The organism is Cellvibrio mixtus subsp. mixtus J3-8, from assembly GCF_000766945.1.
GTDB classification, from domain to species: Bacteria; Pseudomonadota; Gammaproteobacteria; order Pseudomonadales; family Cellvibrionaceae; genus Cellvibrio; species Cellvibrio mixtus_A.
In genome coordinates this window covers 99,603-119,486 of record NZ_KN266214.1, presented here as the reverse complement: position 1 = coordinate 119,486, position 19,884 = coordinate 99,603, and the positions used below count along the sequence as shown (strand labels likewise).

Below are 19,884 nucleotides of genomic sequence, written 5' to 3'. Positions count from 1 at the left end.
TCTTGTTAACACGCACGATGAATTCTATCCAACAGCGTTTAAGCCTGGGATTAATCAGTGTTTTGATTATTACCGGCCTGGTGCTTGCACAGTTAAGCCTCTGGCTATTTGATCAGGGGTTGCGGCGTTATCTGCAAACGCATTTGCACCATGAAGCGCAAACGTTACTCGCTGCGATTATTCGCGGCGCTAACGGAATTGAGTTGGACCAGCAACGCGTTTCTGCGAGCTACCAGCGGCCGTTTTCCGGCGAATATTTTGTAGTGGTCCTACCGGATCAACAATGGCGTTCCCGTTCGTCCTGGGATTATCAAGTCACGCTGCCCGCAACAACCGGTTTGCAAAAAGAACTTGCCGATGGCCCGCAAGCGCAGGAGTTATTAATTTATCGCGCGGATTTCCGGCGTTACGGAAAAGCTATCCAGATTATCGCCGCACAAGATTACACACCCATGCTAAAAAGTTTTCGCACCATGCAGTGGAGCGCGGCGGGAATTGGTTTAGGCGCGCTCATTTTATTGGTGTTAATTCAGCGCATTTTAGTGCGTCGCGCATTGCGGCCACTGGAACAAATGCGCGAACAAATTGTGCAATTGCAACAGGGCCAGCGCACGGAACTGGATCAACAGGTGCCCGATGAATTGGTGCCGCTGGTGCAACAATTAAATCATTTATTGCAACACACCGAAGACACACTGGGACGCTCGCGTAATGCGTTGGGTAATTTGGGGCACGCCTTAAAAACACCGTTAGCGATTCTGTTCAGCCTCGCCAATCGCCATGAATTAAATGCGCATCCGGAATTGCGCGATAGTTTTCGCCAGCAATTACAAAGTATGCAGGAGCGTATCAGTCGCGAATTGGGACGCGCGCGCCTCGCCGGTGAAGCATTGCCCGGCGCGTATTTTGAATGTGCAAGAGAATTGCCGGATTTATGTAGCACTTTGCAACAAATCCATCGGCGCGATTTGCAATTGGGGTGGCAAGCGGAATCCGGTTTGCGTTTGCCCTGGGATCGTGAAGATATTCTGGAATTACTTGGCAACCTGCTTGATAACGCCTGCAAATGGGCGCACCAAAAAATACAGATTGGTGTCACCTATGAGCAAACCCATTATTGCATCACGATTGATGATGATGGCCCGGGCATCGCAGCGGAATTGCGCGAACAGGTAATGACTCGCGGTGCACGTATTGATGAACAGGTGCAAGGGCACGGTTTGGGGTTGGGCATAGTGCGCGATATTGTCGAACACTGCCGTGGCGAATTAGTGTTGGATAGCAGCCCCTTGGGTGGTTTGCGGGTAATCATCCGGTTGCCGGTTAACCGCGTTTAAAACTCGCCGTTGCGCGCCATGCGCTCGCGCTCTTTGCGATCTTCTTCTTCCTGTTTGGCGTGTTCGATAATGCGCATCATGGTGGCGATATCCGCGTCCACATTGCTGTGGGCAAATTGCCCCGTGAGTTTTACATCGGGATGTAAATTGCCGTGCTCAAATAAATCCCAGATTTCTTCGCCGTAGTGCGTGACTAATAAATCCGGCGCGTATTGGCCAAAATATTGGGTCATATTATTTACGTCGCGCAGCAACATCATTTTTGCGTTGTTGTTGCCAGCGGCATTGACGGCCTGTGGTAAATCGATAACCACCGGACCGGAGTGATCGACCAGTACATTGAATTCAGACAGATCACCGTGAACCAGGCCAGCACAGAGCATGCGCACAATTTCCTGCATCATCCGTGCGTGATAATCGCGTGCGGTTTCCGCATCAAAGGCGACATCATCCAAACGCGGAGCGGGGTCGCCGTCTTCATCCACCACCAGTTCCATCACTAATACACCTTCTAAAAACCAGTAAGGTGTAGGGACGCGTACTCCGGCTTGCGCGAGGCGATATAGCGCTTCAACTTCGGCATTTAACCAGGCCTCTTCCGCTTCCCGCTGGCCAAACTTTGTGCCTTTGGCCATAGCGCGGGCGCGGCGTGTGTTACGCACGCTACGGCCTTCCTGGTATTGCGCTGCCTGTTTGAAACTGCGTTTATTCGCTTCTTTATAGACTTTGGCGCAACGTACTTCGTTATTGGCGCTGACCACAAAGACCTGGGCTTCTTTGCCGCTCATTAATTGATAGTAAACCTCATCAATCAAGCCATCATCGACCAGTGGTTGTAAACGTTTGGGTATTTTCATGAAAAAAACAGAAAGAGTTGAAAGTGCATATGGTAGCACTTGAAACGGGCTTGTGTCGGTCCCATAAGGGGGAATCTGTTAGCATGAAATTTCCCCATTGATTTATAGGCTGTCGTTATGCGCGGTATGCACACTTCCGGTTTATCCGTTCATCCCAATAACGAACCTCGCGCACCTGGTGCTAACGAAACAAGTCCAAAGGTTAATTTGCGCCAGAGCATGCAATACCTGCTGCCTTACCTATGGGATTTTAAAGGGCGCGTTTTGCTCGCGATACTCGCTCTGCTTGCAGCCAAAGGTGCTACGCTGGTGATGCCCTGGGCGCTGAAACATATCATTGATGGTGTTGATCGCAGTATTTCGCCCGAATTACTGTTGCCAGTATTTTTTATTTTATTTTACGGGGCGATGCGTTTTGGCAGTGTCTTTTTTGGCGAAGTGCGCGACGCGCTTTTCAGTCGTGTTACCGAGCATGCCATGCGTAAAATTGGTTTGCGTGTATTTAAACATTTGCATTCGCTGGAGCTGGCGTTTCACCTGGATCGCGCAACAGGTGGCATTAGCCGGGATATTGAGCGTGGTACTAACGGCATCAGTTTTTTGATGCGTTTTTTGATGTTCAATATTGTCCCTACCCTGTTTGAAATCCTAATGGTCGCGATTATTTTTGCGGCGGCATTTTCGATCTGGTATGCCGTTATTACCCTGGTCGCTGTCGTTATCTATGTAATCTTTACCATTTATACCACCGAGTGGCGCAACAAATTTGTGCGCGAAGCTAACCAGGCCGATTCATCTACCAGCACGCGCGCCATTGATTCCCTGCTCAATTATGAAACAGTTAAATATTTCAATAACGAGAATTACGAAGCGGAAACCTATGATAAATTCCTGGAGAAATGGGAAACCGCAAAATTAAAAAATCGCATGTCGCTGTTAGCACTTAACTCCGGGCAAGCATTGATCATTGCATTGGCAATGACGGCGATGATGTGGATGGCGGCGCAAAGTGTTTTGGATAAAACCATGACGCTGGGTGATTTGGCGATGATCAATGCCTATATGATCCAGCTATTTATCCCGCTTAATTTTCTTGGGTTTGTGTACCGTGAAATTCGCCGCTCGTTAACCGATCTGGAAAATATGCTGGCTTTACTAAAGCGTGATTCCGCAATTATTGATGCTGATGATGCAGCGCCGTTGCAGGTAACTCGCGGCGAAATACACTGGCACCAGGTGGATTTTTCGTATCATCAGGATCGGCCGATTTTACAGCAACTGGATTTAGAAATTCCGGCGGGTAGCAAGGTAGCTATTGTTGGTTCCTCCGGTGCCGGTAAAAGTACTCTGTCGCGTTTGCTGTACCGTTTCTACGATATCAGTGGCGGAAAAATTTTAATCGATGGGCAGGATATTCGCGGTGTCACGCTGGATTCACTGCGCCGTGCCATTGCGATAGTGCCGCAGGATACCGTGTTGTTTAACACCAGCATCCGTGAAAATATTGCTTATGGAAATCCGGCGGCGAGTGAAGAGCAAATTGATCGCGCAATAAAAATGGCTCACCTGGAATCATTTATTAATAGTTTGCCTGACGGTGATAAAACCCTGGTTGGCGAACGCGGCTTGAAAGTATCCGGCGGTGAAAAGCAACGTATTGCCATTGCGCGGGTATTATTAAAAGGTGCGTCTATTTTAATCTTTGATGAAGCTACCAGTGCGCTGGATTCCAATTCGGAAGCGGCGATCCTTGAAGCCATGCGCGAAGCTGCCAGTGGCCATACAACATTGGTTATCGCCCATCGGTTATCCACCGTTGTCGACGCTGATAAAATTGTAGTGCTGGAAGCAGGCAGGGTTGTTGAGCAAGGCACGCATGCAGAATTATTAGCCAAACAGGGAAAATATGCGCAGATGTGGGCAATGCAATTGCAGGATGCTGATTAGGTTTTAATGACAAAACCGGTGTGTGATTAGAGATTTGATAATCGGGCATTGTACATGCCCGATTATGTTGTGCTGATGAGGCGGTATTACATTATTGCGCTGCTTCTTTTACTTTTTGTTCTGCTTTATCGGCTGCATTTTCGACTGTTTCAGCTGCTTCTGCCGCACCTTCACTAATTGCTTCACCGGTAGCTTCTACAGTTTCGGAAGCATCGGCTTTCAGTTCCGCAGCAGTATCGCTCACATTATCAGCTGCTTGTTGCAAGGTTTCACCCGCTTGTTCCAGTTTCTCTGCCGCTGCTTCTTTGGCTTCGGTAGTCGCTTCTTTTACTGCGTCGGTTGTGGTTTGTGGTTCTTCTTTTGCACAGGCAGTTAACAAGCCGGCAGCAACCAGCAGGGTAGCGAACGTATGGATAATTTTCATGGTGTGATCCTTATGCTTTAGGTATGAATGGATATTTGCGCAACCGGAGAATTGGATGTTGCGCAAATGACAACCAGCAATGCCAGCGCCGCAGGAAGTCTATACCGATCAGCACCATGATTAAAAGATAAAGTGCCCCACCAGGAAGCAAAAAGGGGCAGCGCTTGGATCTTGTGCCTGCGTTTGTCCGATTTGTCCGTTTAAAAAAGTGACTATTTGTTCTAATTTTACCGCTCTTGGCGCATTAGTTTGCGTCAACGCTATCATTTTGCATGATCCTCTACTTGGCAATTTACGGAGTCGTTGGGGGCAAAAACGGATCGCCCGGCCGCAGCACAAGCGGTATTAGTTACTCATGACCACGGGCGAACACATGTCAGGATTATTTAATTTCGATGTCGGTAAATACAAAATCTTCCACCGGTTTTTTTCAATGAGTGATGCACCCTTACCGACGCCAAATAAAACTTTACTTATCGCATCATAAAATCGAAATCGCGACAAATTTTATTCTACATTGCTATTAGCTTTCCAATACCAGATTTGGCAAATCAATACACCGGTGACACCGGACAACATCATCAACGAAAATGGCATAGCAGTACCAGTGTAGAAAAAAGCGAGTAAAGGTCCGGCAAAGGCGCCGCTACCAAAACGCAGGGTGCCGGAGACGGCGGTGGTTGTGCCGCTGTTGTGGGGGAATTTCATCAATAATATTGCATCGGAATTTGTACCCATTAACGTCAAGGAGCCCATTAACGCGGCTACTGCAACCACCGTATAAGCAATGCCCAATTCCAGATAGTTCACTGCGCACAAGACAGACGCACTTATTAGTCCTATCACTAACCCCGAACGTAGCATGCGCAATGGCCCATAACGTGTTACCAGGCGGCTGTTAATAAAATTGGCGATCATCAAACAAAATACGTTTAAGCCGAACAACACACTGAAAACCTGCTCGCTAACACCAAAATAATTAATGTAGAGAAATGATACGGCGGTGATAAAACAGAAAAAAGCGAAAGAGCCAAACATCATGCTGGCGATCATTGGTCGCGCTTGCGGATTGGAAAAAACAATTTTGTAACCGCTGAAAAAGTTCGCCGGTTTTTTTTCCGTATCTGTATTAATCGGTTGGCTGATTTCCGGTAACCATTTCCATACCAATGCAAAAATCAATACACCATAAATAGCGAGCACCGCAAAAATACTGTGCCATTCGCTGAATAATAAAATTCCACTACCGATACCTGGCGCAAGCAAAGGGGCAAGCATCATTATCATTGAGAGATAAGACATGCCTTTTGCAGTGTGCTCTTGATATAGATGGCGAACCAGTCCCGGTATTACCACGGTTGCAGCCGCGCCACAGAAAGCCTGGGTGGTACGCAAGGTTAAAAATAATTCGATATTGTTGGCAAACACCAATCCGATGCTGCTGAGCGTAAATCCGCTCAAACCAAAAATCGCCAACGGCCGCCGGCCCCATTGATCTGCCAATGGCCCGAACAGCAGCATGCCGCTGGCATAAGCTGCGAGGAAAATACTTAATGATTGCTGCACATTGCCAATATGGGTATTGAGACTGAGGGCGATGTCGGGCATTGCTGGCAAATACATATCAACTGCCAGTGGTGTAATCGCGATAACAGCGGCAAGCAGGATAATTAAATAAGGGTGGGATTCGCGGGTCATAGCAAGCTCATTGTTTAACTAGCCTATAGCCTAGACCCCGGCAACCTGATTAACGAGTGGTGAAAATGAAACAGAAACAACAAATTTTTCGATAATGCTTATGGTGATTTCCAACCCCAGATAATGATAGCCATGCCGGCAAAAGTAACGGCGGCGCCGATATAATCGGTAGCGGAAAGTTTTACGCCATCGACAACGCGGAGCCACAAGAGCGCGACAATCACATAAGCGCCACCGTAAGCGGCATAAACGCGGCCACTGGCAGCGGGATGTAGTGTCAGCAGCCATACAAAAATCATCAAGCTAATTGCAGCAGGTATCAATAACCAGGCACTGCCTTCTTTGCGCAAATACAAATAAGGTAAATAGCAGCCGATAATTTCCGCAATCGCAGTCGCGAAAAATAATCCGCCTATAACAAGATAATTCATGGTGTTATCCGTATTTATTCAGCGCAATTATTTTGCAGCCTGGCAATCGCAGTTGCGTAAGGTGTTTTTAATAGTTCTATTTGTTTATCGCCCAAATACTTTTGCGCGAACTCCCACGGAGGGACGCCGTTATTCCAATCACAATGGATAACCGCAAGGGTTGCCAGGTTTTGTGCGACCGACGTTTTTAAATAAGGCCGATAATTATTTTCCGCCGCGAAAGTGGAAAATTTATCCAGTTCGGCGATATAAAATTCGGCCGGCAATTTGAAACTCACTTTGTGTACGCCTGCCTGTTCCATGATTGCTTTTACGTACATTGGTTTCAGGTCGGGCCGGGTTTTTGGCCAATCCTCCAGATTAAACGCATTACCCTGAGCAAATGCATTTAAAGGGAATAATAAGCAACACAACGATAAAAACTTTATTGCGGCAGGACGGGACATAAACAACAAACTCTGGATTTTGGGGAATTGTGAATAGATCGATGGAAGATTGTCGCCATTATAACCATTTGGCTGGGTAATCAGCCGCCAACCCCTGTTTTGATAGAAGTATCCATTGACTTTGATAACGACGAGTGTACACTGGGCTTCGCTTGAAAGTACGATTAATATTTATGCACATCATTTCGAAGTTCCAAAGTACCTCGTCCTGTTTCATAAGTAATTCCCACATTTCCAGCACAAACCGCCCGTTCGCGGGTATTAAATTACTTCTGTTTTAAATAGGATGATTAACATGTCTAAGACTGTTACTGGTACCGTTAAGTGGTTCAACGAAGCTAAAGGTTTTGGTTTTATCGCTCAAGAATCTGGTCCGGATGTATTTGCACATTTCAGTGCTATATCTGGTACTGGTTTCAAAACTCTGGCTGAAGGCCAAAAAGTGAGCTTCACTGTGACTCAAGGCCAAAAAGGCCCACAAGCTGAAAACATCACTGCTATCTAATTTCTGCGGAAATTAATCCATAGCAAAAAGGCGAGATTAACCTCTCGCCTTTTTTATTGCCCGCAATTTGGCACTTTTTCTAATAAGCCTTGACGTTCGCTGACAAAGGTCATCAATTGTTAGCCGGCCATTGTTTTTACCGCGGTATCGCCCAATCTTCCTGAGTCTGTTGCGTATTTCAGGACGTGCTATGACCCTGCCTCTCTCCCGCCGCCAGATTCTGCTTGATTTAATTCGCCCTTACCGTGTGCGCATAAGTTTCGCGTTGCTGGCGTTAGTGGTTGCCGCTGCTTCGGTGCTGCTGATTGGCCAGGGTTTGAAACAGGTAATTGATAAGGGGTTTGTAGCGGGTAGCCCGGAACTATTGAATTACGCGCTGCTGGGGTTGCTGGTGGTGATTCTGGTGATGTCGCTCGCGACCTATGCGCGTTTTTACCTGGTGTCCTGGCTGGGGGAGCGCATTACAGCGGATCTGCGTCGCCGTGTGTTTTCCCATTTGCTCACGCTTTCTCCCTCATTTTTTGAACAGAACCGCACGGGTGATGTGCTCTCGCGTTTAACCAATGACACCACGCAGCTGGAAACGGTTATTGGTTCCAGTGTTTCTATGGCGCTACGCAATGCACTTTTGTTATTGGGTGGATTGGTGATGCTTGCAATCACCAGTTTGAAACTCACGTTATTGGTGTTGTTGGCGATTCCGTTTGTGTTGGTGCCGATTATTGCGTTTGGTCGTCGTGTGCGCCGCCTGGCGCGAGCGAGCCAGGATTCGGTGGCTAATGTTGGTGCTTACACTGATGAAGTTATCCATGAAATCCGCACCGTGCAGGCTTACGGTCACGAAGCCGCTTCCGCGTATGAATTTAACCAGCGCGTGGAGTCAACCTTTGCGACGGGTATTCAACGTGTGCGTCAGCGCGCACTACTGGTCGCGGCCGTAATCACGTTGGTATTCAGTGCTGTTGCATTAATTTTATGGGTAGGTGGTCACGATGTATTAAGTGGCGAGATTACTGGCGGTGAGTTATCTGCGTTTATTTTTTACGCGGTGATTGTTGCCAGTGCGATGGGGACTATTTCGGAAGTGATTGGCGATGTGCAGCGTGCGGCGGGTGCTACCGAACGATTGGTGGAATTATTGGTAACACCTTCGGGATTACCCCTGGCGAACAATCCGGTGGCGTTGCCCGTCCCTGCAACCGGCGCATTAACTATGCGCGATATTGTATTTGCTTATCCATCGCGCCCCGATGCGCCGGTGTTCGAACAATTTAATTTGCACATTAATCCCGGCGAAAAAATTGCGTTGGTGGGGCCGTCCGGTGCTGGTAAAACGACGGTGTTTCAGTTGCTGCAACGATTTTATGATCCACACGCCGGTGAGATTTTATTGGACGGTATAAATATCCGTGAAGCAGATATCCATGCATTGCGTGAACGTATTGCATTGGTCCCGCAAGATCCGGTGATATTTGCTGCAAGCCTGCGCGATAACGTGCGCTATGCGCGCCCGGATGCAACAGATATGGATGTATTGGCGGCGTGCGATGCGGCGTTTGCGATGGAATTTATTGAAAAATTACCGGAGGGACTGGATACCTTTTTGGGTGAGCGCGGGGTACGGTTATCCGGTGGACAAAAACAGCGTATCGCAATTGCGCGTGCAATTCTTGCGGATCGTCCGATTTTATTATTGGATGAAGCGACCAGTGCGCTGGATTCCAACAGTGAACAAATTGTGCAGCAGGCGCTGGAGCGTTTAATGCAAAACCGCACCACGATTATGATTGCGCATCGGTTATCAACGGTGATTAATGCTGATCGAATTCTGGTGTTGCAACAGGGAAAAATTGTGGCGAGCGGTACGCATCAACAGTTGATGTCCAATAGCGAGTTATATCAGCAGCTTGCGCGATTACAATTACAATCGGCGGCCTTTCAGGAAATATAACCTGCACCTTTAGCAGCCGGTCGGTATTTGTCAGTGATCGCGCACGCTTAATGGCAAACCTCTGTTAGTAAATCAGGACATTTGTCATCGGCATCTGGTGAGCCTTGTCATCGCGAATTACTGAGAAATGACACCTGTGTAATGAAGCGCGGCTCATTATTCTGTTGTTGTGTTTACCCAAACTAAATAAGGAGTTTTGCGATGAAAATGATAATGACGCTGGCAGGTATGGCATTGGTTGCGTTCGGTGTGCCGTCACTGGCCCATGAGCTGACGCTGAAGGTAGATAAGGTAAAAAATGTTAATGGCAGTTTACTGGTAGCGGTTTACGATCAAGCTGCGCATTACGACAGTAATAACCAGTGGGTTACAGTACGGAAAATCAAAATGGTGGAAGGACCAATCCTCATTTCGCTGGGGGATCTTCCCGCTGGTCACTATGCGGTAAAGTTATTCCAGGATGAAAATGACAATGGTTTTATCGATAAGAATTCTATTGGCATTCCCACCGAGCCTTACGGGTTTTCCAATAGTGGTGGCAGTTTTGGCCAACCCTCTTTTGAGGAAGCCAAGGTGTTACTGGATAAAGCCACTGAAATAGAAATTCAGTTGCGCTAAATAAAAAACGGCAATCCTTGTGGGATTGCCGTTTTTTATTTTACTCCGGATTAACTTGCAGGAAATTCCGGTGTAAATCCTTACGTATTAGTTACAGCTGCGAACCAAAGACCACGCATTCGCCCAAGCCCAACCGGTGCCTGGAGCGTATGGGCCGCCAACGCTACACCAGCCGGCAACAGTACATTGATACTCGCTACCACCGTTGGTTACCTTGGCGCCATTCGCGTAGGTAGAACCATTTACGTAAGCAGGAGAAGTACAGTTACCAGTTGATACTGAAGACGCTACGCTGGAAACAGCAGTGCTTGATTTGCTGGATGAACTCACTACAGCGCTTGACGCAACTGAAGAAGAGGTCGGGCTTCCAGCACACGCACCCAGATCCAACCAGTAGCTGTATTGGCCAGAGTTGGTGGTTGGGTCATTGCCTTGGGTCCAGTAGTTAGCCTGGTAGCGCTTGTTGTTGTGCTTCACTTGTTGTGGGTTAGTGTAAGTACTGCTTGCGCTCCAGGTTGGCAGGCCAGCGCAAGTGTCATTAGATACACTTGAAGCCACAGAAGAGGCTACTGAAGACGCCACAGAAGAAGAGCTCTTCACAGATGAACTGGTGCTAGCTACAGAAGAAGTGCTGCCACCGAAGTCAACATCCACACACTGATAGAAACCTTCAGCTGCGTCGCGCTCCCAGTCACGTTGCCAAATGCTGTACACAATGTGACGACCGGTACGTGCTGGCAGGTTTACTACGTGGTTGGAAACGGCTTCCTGGTCTGCTTTACCGGAATCATGGATCAATTCCAGATCGCTCCAACGCAGTGGTTGGCTGTGGTTGTAACCTTGTTTGGTGATGTAGTAACGGAAGTACATGGTTTTGTGCGCAGCAGTGTTAGTCCAGGTGAAAGTGCGTGGACCAGCAGTTACAGCGGTAGCAGGCCAATCAGTGCGCGCCAGATCCATACCAAACAGGTTGGAACGGTTTGCAGAGCAGAGGCGACCATCGGGAATGAAGAACTCATGGTTGTCTTTTACGCCGCCCACAGCAACTTCTTGTGGGGTATACAGGCCGCCGTTACCAGCTGCCTTGGCAGCGATACATGCAGGGTGAGACGGGTTTTCAATACCGTTCTCAGCACATTGGATGTAGCGCGCTTTTGGAGAAGAAATATATCCGTGGGCAAATGCCTGGCCAGCAGCCAGTAAAGAGCCCAGTACTACAGCGGAAACACCGCATTTCATTATTGTCTTTTTCACTCTCAATCTCCTGGGTAATTTAGATTGGTCATATAGCGGGGCGAACCTTGGGGTGTTCGCTTTGTTATGTAACTCATGCAAGTCAACCGAACTTGGCGTCAGGTTCATTGCATGTGGAGCGAGTCTAAAATGACAACGTTGTTTTGGCGAGTCCGACTTTCCGTTTTCAGGGTAAGAGTTTTAGAAAGAAGTTCGAATTTGGGAGAAAATTCCGTTTGCTATAGCAGTCAGCGTTCGATTTTCAGACAAGTGGGGAGAAAAGTGACAAGGTTGTCATTTGACGCCAGAAAAGTGTCATGCTCATTTATGCGGCAGCGGGAAGACGCAAATAAACATACTGCCCTTACCGGGTTCGCTGGTAATTTGCAGTTCAGCATCATGACGCATGAGCACATGTTTTACGATCGCCAAACCCAAACCGGTTCCGCCAGTACTGCTATTGCGGCTGGCATCCACACGATAGAAACGCTCGGTCAAGCGCGGGATATGCTGGGCTTCAATGCCTGGCCCGTTATCGCTCACGGAAAAGTAAAAATGTTTTTGGTCCTGCCACAGCAGCATGCTGATTTTGCCTTCCGGCGGTGTGTATTTAATAGCGTTGGTGACAAGATTGGAAAAAGCGCTGTGTAACTCTTTTTCGTTGCCGTGCAGCAGGAGCGGTTTTGTTGTGTTGTTGCAGATCAACGTCAGTTGCTGGCTTTTCTCGGTGCTCAATACATCCGCTTCACTCTTAACGATGGCGAGTAGCTGTTCGATATTGATCGGCTTGTGGTTGTGCCCTGCTTCAGTTGTTTCCAGTTTGGAGAGAACCAGCAAATCGTTAATCAGTAACGACATGCGCTTGGATTGCTGCGACATTTGCTGCAAGGGCTTATCCCAACCGGGTGTTGTATTGTTATCGGCGAGGGTTTCCACATAGCCGTTAATCACTGTCAGCGGTGTGCGTAATTCGTGGGAAACGTTAGCAATAAAATCCTGGCGCATCTTTTCCAGATTGTGCAGCTGGGTCACATCGCGGATCACAATCAGGCGCTCGTTCTTGCCGAACAATGTGATCTGGAATTGCAGGTGCTTTGAGGGAAAGCGTGTTGATGGCAGCTCCAGCGGCTCTTCGTAATTGCCTTCTTCAAAGTAGGCGACGAATTTGGGGTGGCGAATAAAGTTGATGACCGATTGGCCCTGGTCTTTGGTGCTAAGTGCAAGCATACGGTGCGCCGCCGGATTCCAGAAATCCAGATGGCCGCGAGCATCCAGAATCACCAAACCATCTTTTAGCGCCGAACTGATTTCCTGGATACGTTTTATCACCGCCTGAAGGTTTTCTTTTTCCAGACGCTGGTCGCGTTGCAGTTGGTAGATATTGTCGAAGATCTGGCCCCAGATACCGCTGGCCTCGGGAGGATGTTCGCTTTCCTGGCGCACCAGCCATTGGTTAAGGCGACGCATTTGCCAGAGCATCCAGATGATGTAAACGGCGCAGCCGAAGAGCATCCACAGCAAATAGTGATCGCTGAAAAAACCAATCACACTGCAGATAACAAGGATGACCAGGATACGCTGGAGTTCGGTGCTGAAACCTTTTAACAACGTGGAAGCCTCTCGGTTTTAAATCCGTATCCAGCGACGATAAACATGGTGAGACACGCCGTAAACCCATCCACGGGGCTCATCGTCATTAGATACTCAATATGCAGTTAAATCAGGCTTCAATACGGGTAGAAAAACGATAACCGGTACCGCGTACGGTCTGGATCAGGTCTTCGTGGCCGTCGATGGTGAGGGCTTTGCGCAAGCGGCGGATATGGACATCCACCGTGCGCTCTTCCACATAAACATTGCCGCCCCAGACGTGATCCAGGAGTTGGCTGCGAGTATAAGCCCTTTCCTGGTGGGTCAGGAAAAATTCCAGCAGGCGATATTCGGTGGGGCCCATGTCCACGGATTGATTGTTAATTGTCACGCGGTGGCTGGCCGGATCAAGGCACAAGCCTTGTACGGTGATAGGTGCAGAATTGATTTGGGGATCGGCGCGGCGCAGTACCGCCTTCAGGCGGGCTACCAGTTCACGCGGGGAAAAAGGTTTGGTGATGTAATCGTCGGCGCCGACCTCAAGGCCCTGGATTTTGTTATCTTCCTCGCCTTTGGCCGTCAGCATAATGATCGGGGTTCCGGCGGTGACTTCATCGCGCTTCAAGCGGCGCGCCAGCTCAATACCGCTGGTGCCGGGCATCATCCAGTCGAGCAGGATCAAATCCGGTTTTTCGTCGATAATCAGTCCGTGGGCATCCTGCGCATTACTTGCTTCCATGACCTGATACTCGGCCATCTCCAGTGCCACGCGCAACATATCGCGAATAGCGGATTCATCATCAACGATCAGAATTTTGCGACCAGTCATAGGTGTTCTGCCTGAAATAACTACGGGGCGCTCCATGGTTTATGAAGCTATTGTTGCAGCTTATTAAATAAGTTCAGTGTTACACATTTATGACAGGCAAAAAATTTTATCCAGGTTCCAGGATTCAAATTGCCTGGTTATTTAATAGCATAATCAACGGCAACTCCCATAAAAACCGCCATTCCCACCCAATTATTATTGAGAAATGCCTTGAAGCAGGCTTCGCGCGCGCGGAACCGGATTAACCATTGCTGGTAAACAAATAATCCGGCAGCAACCACCAGGCCGAGATAATAAAAAGTACCCAACCCAAAATGCTTCCCTACCAGTACCAATGCCCATAGCGTTAGAAATTGCAGCAAGCCGGTGATAACCCGATCCTGCTCACCGAATAAAACAGCGGTGGATTTCACGCCGATCTTCAAATCATCGTCCCTATCGACCATCGCATAAAAGGTGTCATAGGCCACGGTCCACAACACCACGGCGATATAGATCAACCACATGTGCCGGTCGAGCTCGCCCGCTTCAGCGGCGTATGCCATAGGAATTCCCCACGCGAATGCGGCACCGAGCACCACCTGGGGTAAATGTGTGTGGCGTTTCATGAAGGGGTAGCTGAAGGCGAGAATCAAGCCGCCTACTGAAAGCTTGATGGTAAGTGGATCAGTCATTAATACCAGGCCAAAAGCAATCAGGCACAGCGCGATAAAGAGCCCGATGGCTTCGCGGCTGGATACTGCCCCGGTAGCCAGCGGGCGATTTTTGGTGCGTAGTACCTGGCCGTCAATTTTGCGGTCGGCAAAATCGTTAATCACACAACCAGCAGCACGCATCACAATCACACCCAACACAAAAATCAGCAAATTTTTGAGGCCCGGCACACCTTTCGCCGCAATCCATAACGCCCAGAGTGTGGGCCAGAGTAGCAGCAAGGTACCGATGGGACGATCCATGCGCATTAGCTTCCAGTAATGGGGTGCTTTTTGTAACAGCAAATTACCGGATGTGTGCGTTTTGTGCGATTTCCCTGCCTGTTTAAGGATTTTCGCCGCATGATTTTTAGTTACTTCCGGCAGAGATGGTGTGGATGCGGGTGTTTCGGTATCGCCGGGAGCGTTAGGAGTAGGGGGTGGATTATCGTTAACAGTAGTCATCGCCAGAGCGCCTGTAGCCTTGTTATTGGTATACACCTGTTTTCGGTATATCGAAGGTGGCCGGATTATGCCGTTGTTTTCGGTAAGCTGGCGATGAAATCCGGCAGGAATACTTCGCTTACCAGCAGGGGTTTGTCATGCAGGGAAAAGATGGATCTGCGCCCCCACAGAATCGCTGATCCCACCAACCGAAAAGGGACATAAGCATGATCGCGATTAATCGCTGCAATCGCAATCGGGCTGCGCACCAGGTGTGGCTGACTAAACAAAAATGCGCCCAACGGGCGATTCGTTTGCTTGCGCAGATGACGCAACTCGCCGGTCAGGCTGGTTAATGGCAGCACGCTGCGTGCAAACACCCAGGGTTGATTATTGCCTTTGAGGATCACCTCGCGGATCAGTGCAAGCCCGGCGGTGCGAACGCCCAGCACCTGGCATTCGTTCAAGTCGGGGCGACCAATCACCTGGCGCAATACTTCCACCTGGAACCGGCCTTCACTTTTGGTAATCAGGCGTGCCGTTAATGAGCCTGCATCGGCCAACCAATCGCGCAATATCGAGGGTGGCCGTAATTGTTGCCAGCGATCAATCGGGCGCCATAACAATGGCTTGCGTGAGTGAGTCACAACCTGGAGCAACACAAATCTCCTGCAAATTGTCAGCGTGTAGGTATCTTTGGCGGATAAATAATCGCAATCGCGCCGGGCGGCCGGCAGTTTATCAGCTTGAATGCATATGAGCGTGCAAAATGCCGCTGCAAGTCTGCCCCAATGCCATTAATGCAGGTAAACTCCCCGGGCGATTTAATATCTAGGAGAAGAAAATATGCACAAGACCGATATCGTTGTAGCCTTGGCTAATAACACTGATCTGGGAGTTAACAAAGCTGATTTAGTCGTTTCAGCGTTCATTGAGCAGATCACCAATGCGCTTGCTCGCGGTGAATCTGTGGCATTGCTGGGCTTCGGCACCTTCAACGTGAGTGAGCGTGCTGCGCGCGAAGGCCGCAATCCGCAAACCGGTGCGACTATCCAGATCGCTGCCAGTAAAACCGTAACCTTTAAAGCGGGCAAAGCCCTTAAAGACTCGGTTAACGAATAACCAGTACCTTCCGGCGGCATGTCCATGCCGCCCTCACCCGCCTATCAACTAACAATAATTCCGGGGTGTATCTATGTCTCTAACCAATAAAATTTTACTGGGCATGGTGCTGGGGACAATTGTCGGCATAATTTTCAATGTAGCTTTGGGCATCAATCAGGATCAAAGCCAGATCGGCGGTTTAAGCCAATGGTTGCAAATGTTTGTGATTGACGGCTTGTTTGATGCGGTCGGAAAAATTTTTATAGCATCGCTCAAGATGCTTGTTGTACCGCTGGTATTTGTCTCCCTTGTGTGCGGGGCGGCTGCGCTGGGTGGACAAAGCCGTATGGGGCCGATGGCTGGAAAAACGCTGGGACTCTACTTGTGTTGCACTTCCTTTGCAGTTGCTTTGTCTATTGCGTGTGCGGTGTTTATCCAACCGGGCGCTGACGTAGGTATTCCCACTGCCAGTAATTTTACCGCGCCGGAAATTCCCTCCATTAAAGATACCCTGATTGATATTGTGCCCAGTAACCCGCTGCAATCCATGGTTGAAGCCAATATGTTGCAGATCATTATTTTTTCGATTTTGTTTGGTCTGGCAATTTCGCGTACCGGTGGTGAAGCAGCAGGCAATATGGTGGTGTTTTTTAATAATCTCAACGATGTGATTATTAGAATGGTGATGATGTTAATGCAGCTGGCGCCTTATGGGATTTTTTGTCTGCTGGCTAAATTATTTTCATCACTAGGTGTCGGCGTCATTCTCGATTTAGCCAAATATTTTTTTACTGTCGTACTCGTTTTGTTTTTGCACGGTATCGGTGTTTATGGGGCACTGATTAAAATTCTCTCGGGTTTAAGCCCTGTTATCTTTTTCAAAAAAATGCAAAAAGTCATGCTGTTTGCATTCAGTACTGCATCGAGTAATGCCACTATTCCTATCACTTTGCGCACTGTCGAACATGATTTGGGGGTGGATAATAAAGTTGCCAGTTTTTCTGTCCCCCTCGGCGCTACGGTGAATATGGATGGCACTGCCATCATGCAAGGTGTTGCCACGGTTTTTATTGCGCAGGCATACAATATCGATATTGGTATCGCTGGTTATTTAATGGTGATTTTAACCGCGACGCTTGCCTCAATTGGCACTGCCGGTGTTCCCGGTGTTGGTTTGGTGACCTTGACGATGGTGCTGCAATCGGTGGGTTTGCCGGTGGAAGGTATTGCGTTAATTATTGGTGTTGATCGATTGCTGGATATGATTCGCACCGGTGTTAATGTCGCGGGCGATGCAGTCATTGCAGTCATAGTGGCAAAAAGTGAAAAAATGCTGGATGTGGAACGCTATAATAATCCGACGCTGAATGCCGAGAACGATCCTGCCTGACGTGTCAACGTAGTACATAAAAAAAGCGAATTGCCTATCAGCAATTCGCTTTTTTTATGTGCAAAATTTTAAATACATTTAATGCCGGGTAATACTTTCCGAATCAAATTCCACACTGATAACAAGGTCATCAACCAGACATGGCCAGCGCTCCATTTCCTCTGCCCAGCCACGGCTTTTGTGCGTATTGACGTAATCGGCGATATTGCCTGTTTCAAATTTATGTTCGTTCAATAACAATTCCGCAGAAAATAGCACTGCCTGATCCAACTCATTCGCAAAGGGCTCGCCAATTAATTCATGTGCGATCACATTCGCTACTGTCATGTCCATGGGCGCGAGGGGAATTCCACTCTTGGCCATAAAGCGATCATTCACTTCTTCGAGCAAACGATGAGCGAGATAGGCTTCATCCAGCAACGCTTCCAATTGGCTGTGCGGATCGATAATGGATGGTGGTGATAAAAAATAATCGCTGGCAATTTTTAATAATGGTTCTACTTCGCTATAAATACCGGCCTCTTGTGCCATTGTGCGAATGGCATCAATAAAATCCGGTACATGTTTTATATAGCGCACAATAAAATCTGCCAGACCTTTAGCTGCCTGGTCTTCCGGTAATTTAATAGCGGTGTGCAAGCGGGTTTTTCGGCACTCAACAAATTCCAATAACTTCCCCGAGGCGGAATCCTGCACTTGCGCCTGCGCAATTAACTGGCGAATGGGGTTGAGTGGGTCGTTCAAGCTTAGTCTCTGGTAATCATTATAACTAATCACATTTACAATCCTTCCGGTCGCGAAATTCATTAATCGCGAATTAAAAGTAAACCAAGACGGGGTAAACGCAAGTGAGCCCTAATACCAACTTTTTATAAAAACCAAAGCAACCGCATAAATCGACCTGATGGCATTTTTTGTGCCATCAGGTGCATATCCAGACGACTAAATTTTTTAGAAGGCCCCTGAAATTTTCAAACGCAATGTGTTATCGAGGTCGCCGCTAAAGTATTGCTGGAACTGCAGGCCGATATCAATTGCACCCAATGTTTGCCCGATACCGATAACCCCGTATAAACCACCGTCGATTTCAATATCTTCAGAATAACAATTTCTGCAATTGCTAATACTGCGCTCGGAACCGAGTATGCCGCTCACGCCACCGCGCACGCTGAAGAATGTCATATTGTCGCGGCCAAAGCGGTATTTGGGACCGTATTCCGCAAACAGCATAAACGCATTTGCATCGGATTCTTCGTAATCCACATCGCCCCAATAATCTTCGACATATTGGGAGAATTCGGCGTTATCGCGGTAGAACAAAACACTCGCGCCTAACGACAAGGTATTTTCGCTATCGCTCGCATAATATTCTGCGGCACCGCCGATAGCGAAGGCGGTGTCTTCAATCCACTGTTCAGCTGCGGCTTGTTTGTCGATATTGATATGGTCTACATGGCCTGACCAGCTCCAGCCGGTTTGGCGCACATTGTTATTGGATTGGGCGAGGGCCAGTTGGCTGCACGCTAGCAGGCAACTGCCTAATACCAGCGGTTTGATCATGGCCATGGGGTTGCTCAGGGGTGTGAACATAAGGGTGATCCATCAGTGATTGAAAGGTGCTGGCGATAGTTTTTACCGCCCCTGGAGCAGAATTTTGCGCAGCAGAATCTGTACGCTAACTTAACAATCGTACTTATAGCGCGGCTTTCCGTGAATTCAGCGCGCCAAGTCTATATAATTCGCGCTTTCTGTGTATTAGCTTGTTGGCACTTCTATCTTTTGTGAGTTTTCTTATGTCCGACCGTATCGCCCAGGTCACCCGTAACACCCTGGAAACCAAAATCAGCGTCAGCCTTAATCTGGATGGTGCCGGTAAAGGCGTGTTTAATACCGGTGTTCCTTTTCTTGAACACATGATGGATCAGATCGCCCGCCACGGCATGATTGACCTGGACGTGACTTGCGACGGCGACACACACATTGATGATCACCACTCGGTAGAAGATATCGGCATCACCATTGGCCAGGCTATCGCCAAGGCTGTGGGCGATAAAAAAGGCATTCGTCGCTACGGCCATGCCTATGTTCCGCTGGATGAAGCCTTGTCGCGTGTAGTGATCGATTTTTCCGGCCGCCCCGGTTTGGTAATGCAAATCCCCTTTACCCAAAAACGTGTTGGCCAGTTTGATGTGGAGTTGTTCTGGGAATTTTTCCAGGGCTTCGTCAACCACGCTGGCGTGACCCTGCACGTGGATAATTTGCGCGGCCATAATGCGCATCACCAGATTGAAACTGTCTTCAAAGCCTTTGGTCGCGCCCTGCGCATGGCCCTGGAAAAAGATCCGCGTATGGAAGGTATTACTCCTTCCACCAAAGGAACCCTGTAAG

Annotated in this window: 20 protein-coding genes; 8 read left to right on the top strand and 12 right to left on the bottom strand. The window is 48.5% G+C overall.

All coding sequences use genetic code 11. The features are described from left to right. Positions 1–2 precede the first annotated feature (2 nt). Positions 3–1,337, top strand: a complete 1,335-nt coding sequence (locus A596_RS19820; protein ID WP_326979756.1) for an ATP-binding protein — start codon at positions 3–5, stop codon at positions 1,335–1,337. Here the strand turns inward: A596_RS19820 and A596_RS19815 are convergent. Next, the gene (locus tag A596_RS19815) at positions 1,334–2,194 is read right to left on the bottom strand and encodes a PA4780 family RIO1-like protein kinase (RefSeq protein ID WP_039918090.1); all 861 of its coding nucleotides are present in this window, start codon (positions 2,192–2,194) and stop codon (positions 1,334–1,336) included. The genes A596_RS19820 and A596_RS19815 overlap by 4 nt on opposite strands. Before the next feature lie 117 nt (positions 2,195–2,311). Between A596_RS19815 and A596_RS19810 the strand changes: the two genes are divergently transcribed. Next, positions 2,312–4,141 (top strand): ABCB family ABC transporter ATP-binding protein/permease, encoded by a 1,830-nt coding sequence (locus tag A596_RS19810; RefSeq protein ID WP_039918088.1) that lies wholly within the window; start codon positions 2,312–2,314, stop codon positions 4,139–4,141. A gap of 91 nt (positions 4,142–4,232) precedes the next feature. On the opposite strand, the gene A596_RS19805 is transcribed toward A596_RS19810, so the two are convergent. The 4 genes from A596_RS19805 to A596_RS19790 all read right to left on the bottom strand — a co-directional run bounded on the left by A596_RS19805 (position 4,233) and on the right by A596_RS19790 (position 7,140). Continuing rightward, a complete protein-coding gene (locus A596_RS19805; RefSeq protein WP_052417726.1) occupies positions 4,233–4,565 on the bottom strand; it encodes a hypothetical protein in 333 nt (110 codons plus the stop codon). A gap of 507 nt (positions 4,566–5,072) precedes the next feature. Continuing rightward, a complete protein-coding gene (locus tag A596_RS19800) occupies positions 5,073–6,263 on the bottom strand; it encodes a Bcr/CflA family efflux MFS transporter (protein WP_039918085.1) in 1,191 nt (396 codons plus the stop codon). Positions 6,264–6,361: 98 nt separating this feature from the next. Further along, positions 6,362–6,694: a YnfA family protein gene (locus A596_RS19795; protein WP_039918084.1), complete on the bottom strand. Its 333-nt coding sequence runs from the start codon at positions 6,692–6,694 to the stop codon at positions 6,362–6,364. A gap of 14 nt (positions 6,695–6,708) precedes the next feature. Further along, positions 6,709–7,140, bottom strand: a complete 432-nt coding sequence (locus tag A596_RS19790; protein WP_039918083.1) for a hypothetical protein — start codon at positions 7,138–7,140, stop codon at positions 6,709–6,711. Positions 7,141–7,435: 295 nt separating this feature from the next. On the opposite strand from A596_RS19790, the gene A596_RS19785 reads away from it, so the two are divergent. The 3 genes from A596_RS19785 to A596_RS19775 all read left to right on the top strand — a co-directional run bounded on the left by A596_RS19785 (position 7,436) and on the right by A596_RS19775 (position 10,214). Next, positions 7,436–7,645, top strand: a complete 210-nt coding sequence (locus A596_RS19785; protein ID WP_039918082.1) for a cold-shock protein — start codon at positions 7,436–7,438, stop codon at positions 7,643–7,645. Positions 7,646–7,835: 190 nt separating this feature from the next. Then, on the top strand, positions 7,836–9,596 hold the full coding sequence (locus tag A596_RS19780; protein ID WP_039918079.1) for an ABC transporter transmembrane domain-containing protein: 1,761 nt from the start codon (positions 7,836–7,838) through the stop codon (positions 9,594–9,596). Positions 9,597–9,797: 201 nt separating this feature from the next. After that, a complete protein-coding gene (locus A596_RS19775; RefSeq protein WP_052417725.1) occupies positions 9,798–10,214 on the top strand; it encodes a DUF2141 domain-containing protein in 417 nt (138 codons plus the stop codon). Positions 10,215–10,301: 87 nt separating this feature from the next. Here the strand turns inward: A596_RS19775 and A596_RS19770 are convergent, their stop codons facing one another. From A596_RS19770 to A596_RS19750, 5 genes are all read right to left on the bottom strand, one after another. Beyond that, entirely contained in the window at positions 10,302–11,468 is a 1,167-nt protein-coding gene (locus tag A596_RS19770; RefSeq protein ID WP_235425789.1) for a lytic polysaccharide monooxygenase, read from the bottom strand. Between the two features lie 300 nt (positions 11,469–11,768). Beyond that, entirely contained in the window at positions 11,769–12,995 is a 1,227-nt protein-coding gene (phoR, locus tag A596_RS19765) for a phosphate regulon sensor histidine kinase PhoR (RefSeq protein ID WP_235425795.1), read from the bottom strand. 172 nt (positions 12,996–13,167) lie between these two features. Beyond that, positions 13,168–13,866, bottom strand: coding sequence for a phosphate regulon transcriptional regulator PhoB (gene phoB, locus A596_RS19760; protein ID WP_039918073.1), 699 nt, complete (start codon positions 13,864–13,866; stop codon positions 13,168–13,170). Between the two features lie 137 nt (positions 13,867–14,003). Beyond that, positions 14,004–15,023: a 4-hydroxybenzoate octaprenyltransferase gene (ubiA, locus tag A596_RS19755; protein WP_084128698.1), complete on the bottom strand. Its 1,020-nt coding sequence runs from the start codon at positions 15,021–15,023 to the stop codon at positions 14,004–14,006. Between the two features lie 65 nt (positions 15,024–15,088). Further along, positions 15,089–15,664, bottom strand: coding sequence for a chorismate--pyruvate lyase family protein (locus tag A596_RS19750; RefSeq protein ID WP_039918072.1), 576 nt, complete (start codon positions 15,662–15,664; stop codon positions 15,089–15,091). Positions 15,665–15,848: 184 nt separating this feature from the next. On the opposite strand from A596_RS19750, the gene A596_RS19745 reads away from it, so the two are divergent. Then, positions 15,849–16,124: an HU family DNA-binding protein gene (locus A596_RS19745; protein WP_039918070.1), complete on the top strand. Its 276-nt coding sequence runs from the start codon at positions 15,849–15,851 to the stop codon at positions 16,122–16,124. A gap of 73 nt (positions 16,125–16,197) precedes the next feature. After that, positions 16,198–17,496, top strand: a complete 1,299-nt coding sequence (locus tag A596_RS19740; protein ID WP_039918068.1) for a dicarboxylate/amino acid:cation symporter — start codon at positions 16,198–16,200, stop codon at positions 17,494–17,496. A gap of 78 nt (positions 17,497–17,574) precedes the next feature. Here A596_RS19740 and A596_RS19735 read toward each other — a convergent pair whose 3' ends face one another. Together A596_RS19735 and A596_RS19730 are read right to left on the bottom strand one after the other, a co-directional pair. Continuing rightward, positions 17,575–18,273, bottom strand: coding sequence for a hypothetical protein (locus tag A596_RS19735; RefSeq protein ID WP_084128695.1), 699 nt, complete (start codon positions 18,271–18,273; stop codon positions 17,575–17,577). A gap of 174 nt (positions 18,274–18,447) precedes the next feature. Next, positions 18,448–19,086, bottom strand: a complete 639-nt coding sequence (locus tag A596_RS19730) for a porin family protein (RefSeq protein ID WP_039918067.1) — start codon at positions 19,084–19,086, stop codon at positions 18,448–18,450. Between the two features lie 203 nt (positions 19,087–19,289). Here A596_RS19730 and hisB point away from each other — a divergent pair, with 203 nt between their 5' ends. Beyond that, positions 19,290–19,883, top strand: a complete 594-nt coding sequence (gene hisB, locus A596_RS19725; protein ID WP_039918066.1) for an imidazoleglycerol-phosphate dehydratase HisB — start codon at positions 19,290–19,292, stop codon at positions 19,881–19,883. Position 19,884 lies beyond the last annotated feature (1 nt).

Bases quoted from the DNA above. Each gene is read 5' to 3' on its own strand.
- A596_RS19785 (WP_039918082.1), top strand. From the start codon at position 7,436: ATGTCTAAGACTGTTACTGGTACCGTTAAGTGGTTCAACGAAGCTAAA.
- ubiA (WP_084128698.1), bottom strand. From the start codon at position 15,023: ATGACTACTGTTAACGATAATCCACCCCCTACTCCTAACGCTCCCGGC.
- A596_RS19795 (WP_039918084.1), bottom strand. From the start codon at position 6,694: ATGAATTATCTTGTTATAGGCGGATTATTTTTCGCGACTGCGATTGCG.
- A596_RS19730 (WP_039918067.1), bottom strand. From the start codon at position 19,086: ATGTTCACACCCCTGAGCAACCCCATGGCCATGATCAAACCGCTGGTA.
- hisB (WP_039918066.1), top strand. From the start codon at position 19,290: ATGTCCGACCGTATCGCCCAGGTCACCCGTAACACCCTGGAAACCAAA.
- A596_RS19800 (WP_039918085.1), bottom strand. From the start codon at position 6,263: ATGACCCGCGAATCCCACCCTTATTTAATTATCCTGCTTGCCGCTGTT.
- A596_RS19775 (WP_052417725.1), top strand. From the start codon at position 9,798: ATGAAAATGATAATGACGCTGGCAGGTATGGCATTGGTTGCGTTCGGT.
- A596_RS19810 (WP_039918088.1), top strand. From the start codon at position 2,312: ATGCGCGGTATGCACACTTCCGGTTTATCCGTTCATCCCAATAACGAA.
- A596_RS19815 (WP_039918090.1), bottom strand. From the start codon at position 2,194: ATGAAAATACCCAAACGTTTACAACCACTGGTCGATGATGGCTTGATT.
- phoB (WP_039918073.1), bottom strand. From the start codon at position 13,866: ATGACTGGTCGCAAAATTCTGATCGTTGATGATGAATCCGCTATTCGC.
- A596_RS19790 (WP_039918083.1), bottom strand. From the start codon at position 7,140: ATGTCCCGTCCTGCCGCAATAAAGTTTTTATCGTTGTGTTGCTTATTA.
- A596_RS19740 (WP_039918068.1), top strand. From the start codon at position 16,198: ATGTCTCTAACCAATAAAATTTTACTGGGCATGGTGCTGGGGACAATT.
- A596_RS19805 (WP_052417726.1), bottom strand. From the start codon at position 4,565: ATGAAAATTATCCATACGTTCGCTACCCTGCTGGTTGCTGCCGGCTTG.
- A596_RS19745 (WP_039918070.1), top strand. From the start codon at position 15,849: ATGCACAAGACCGATATCGTTGTAGCCTTGGCTAATAACACTGATCTG.
- A596_RS19780 (WP_039918079.1), top strand. From the start codon at position 7,836: ATGACCCTGCCTCTCTCCCGCCGCCAGATTCTGCTTGATTTAATTCGC.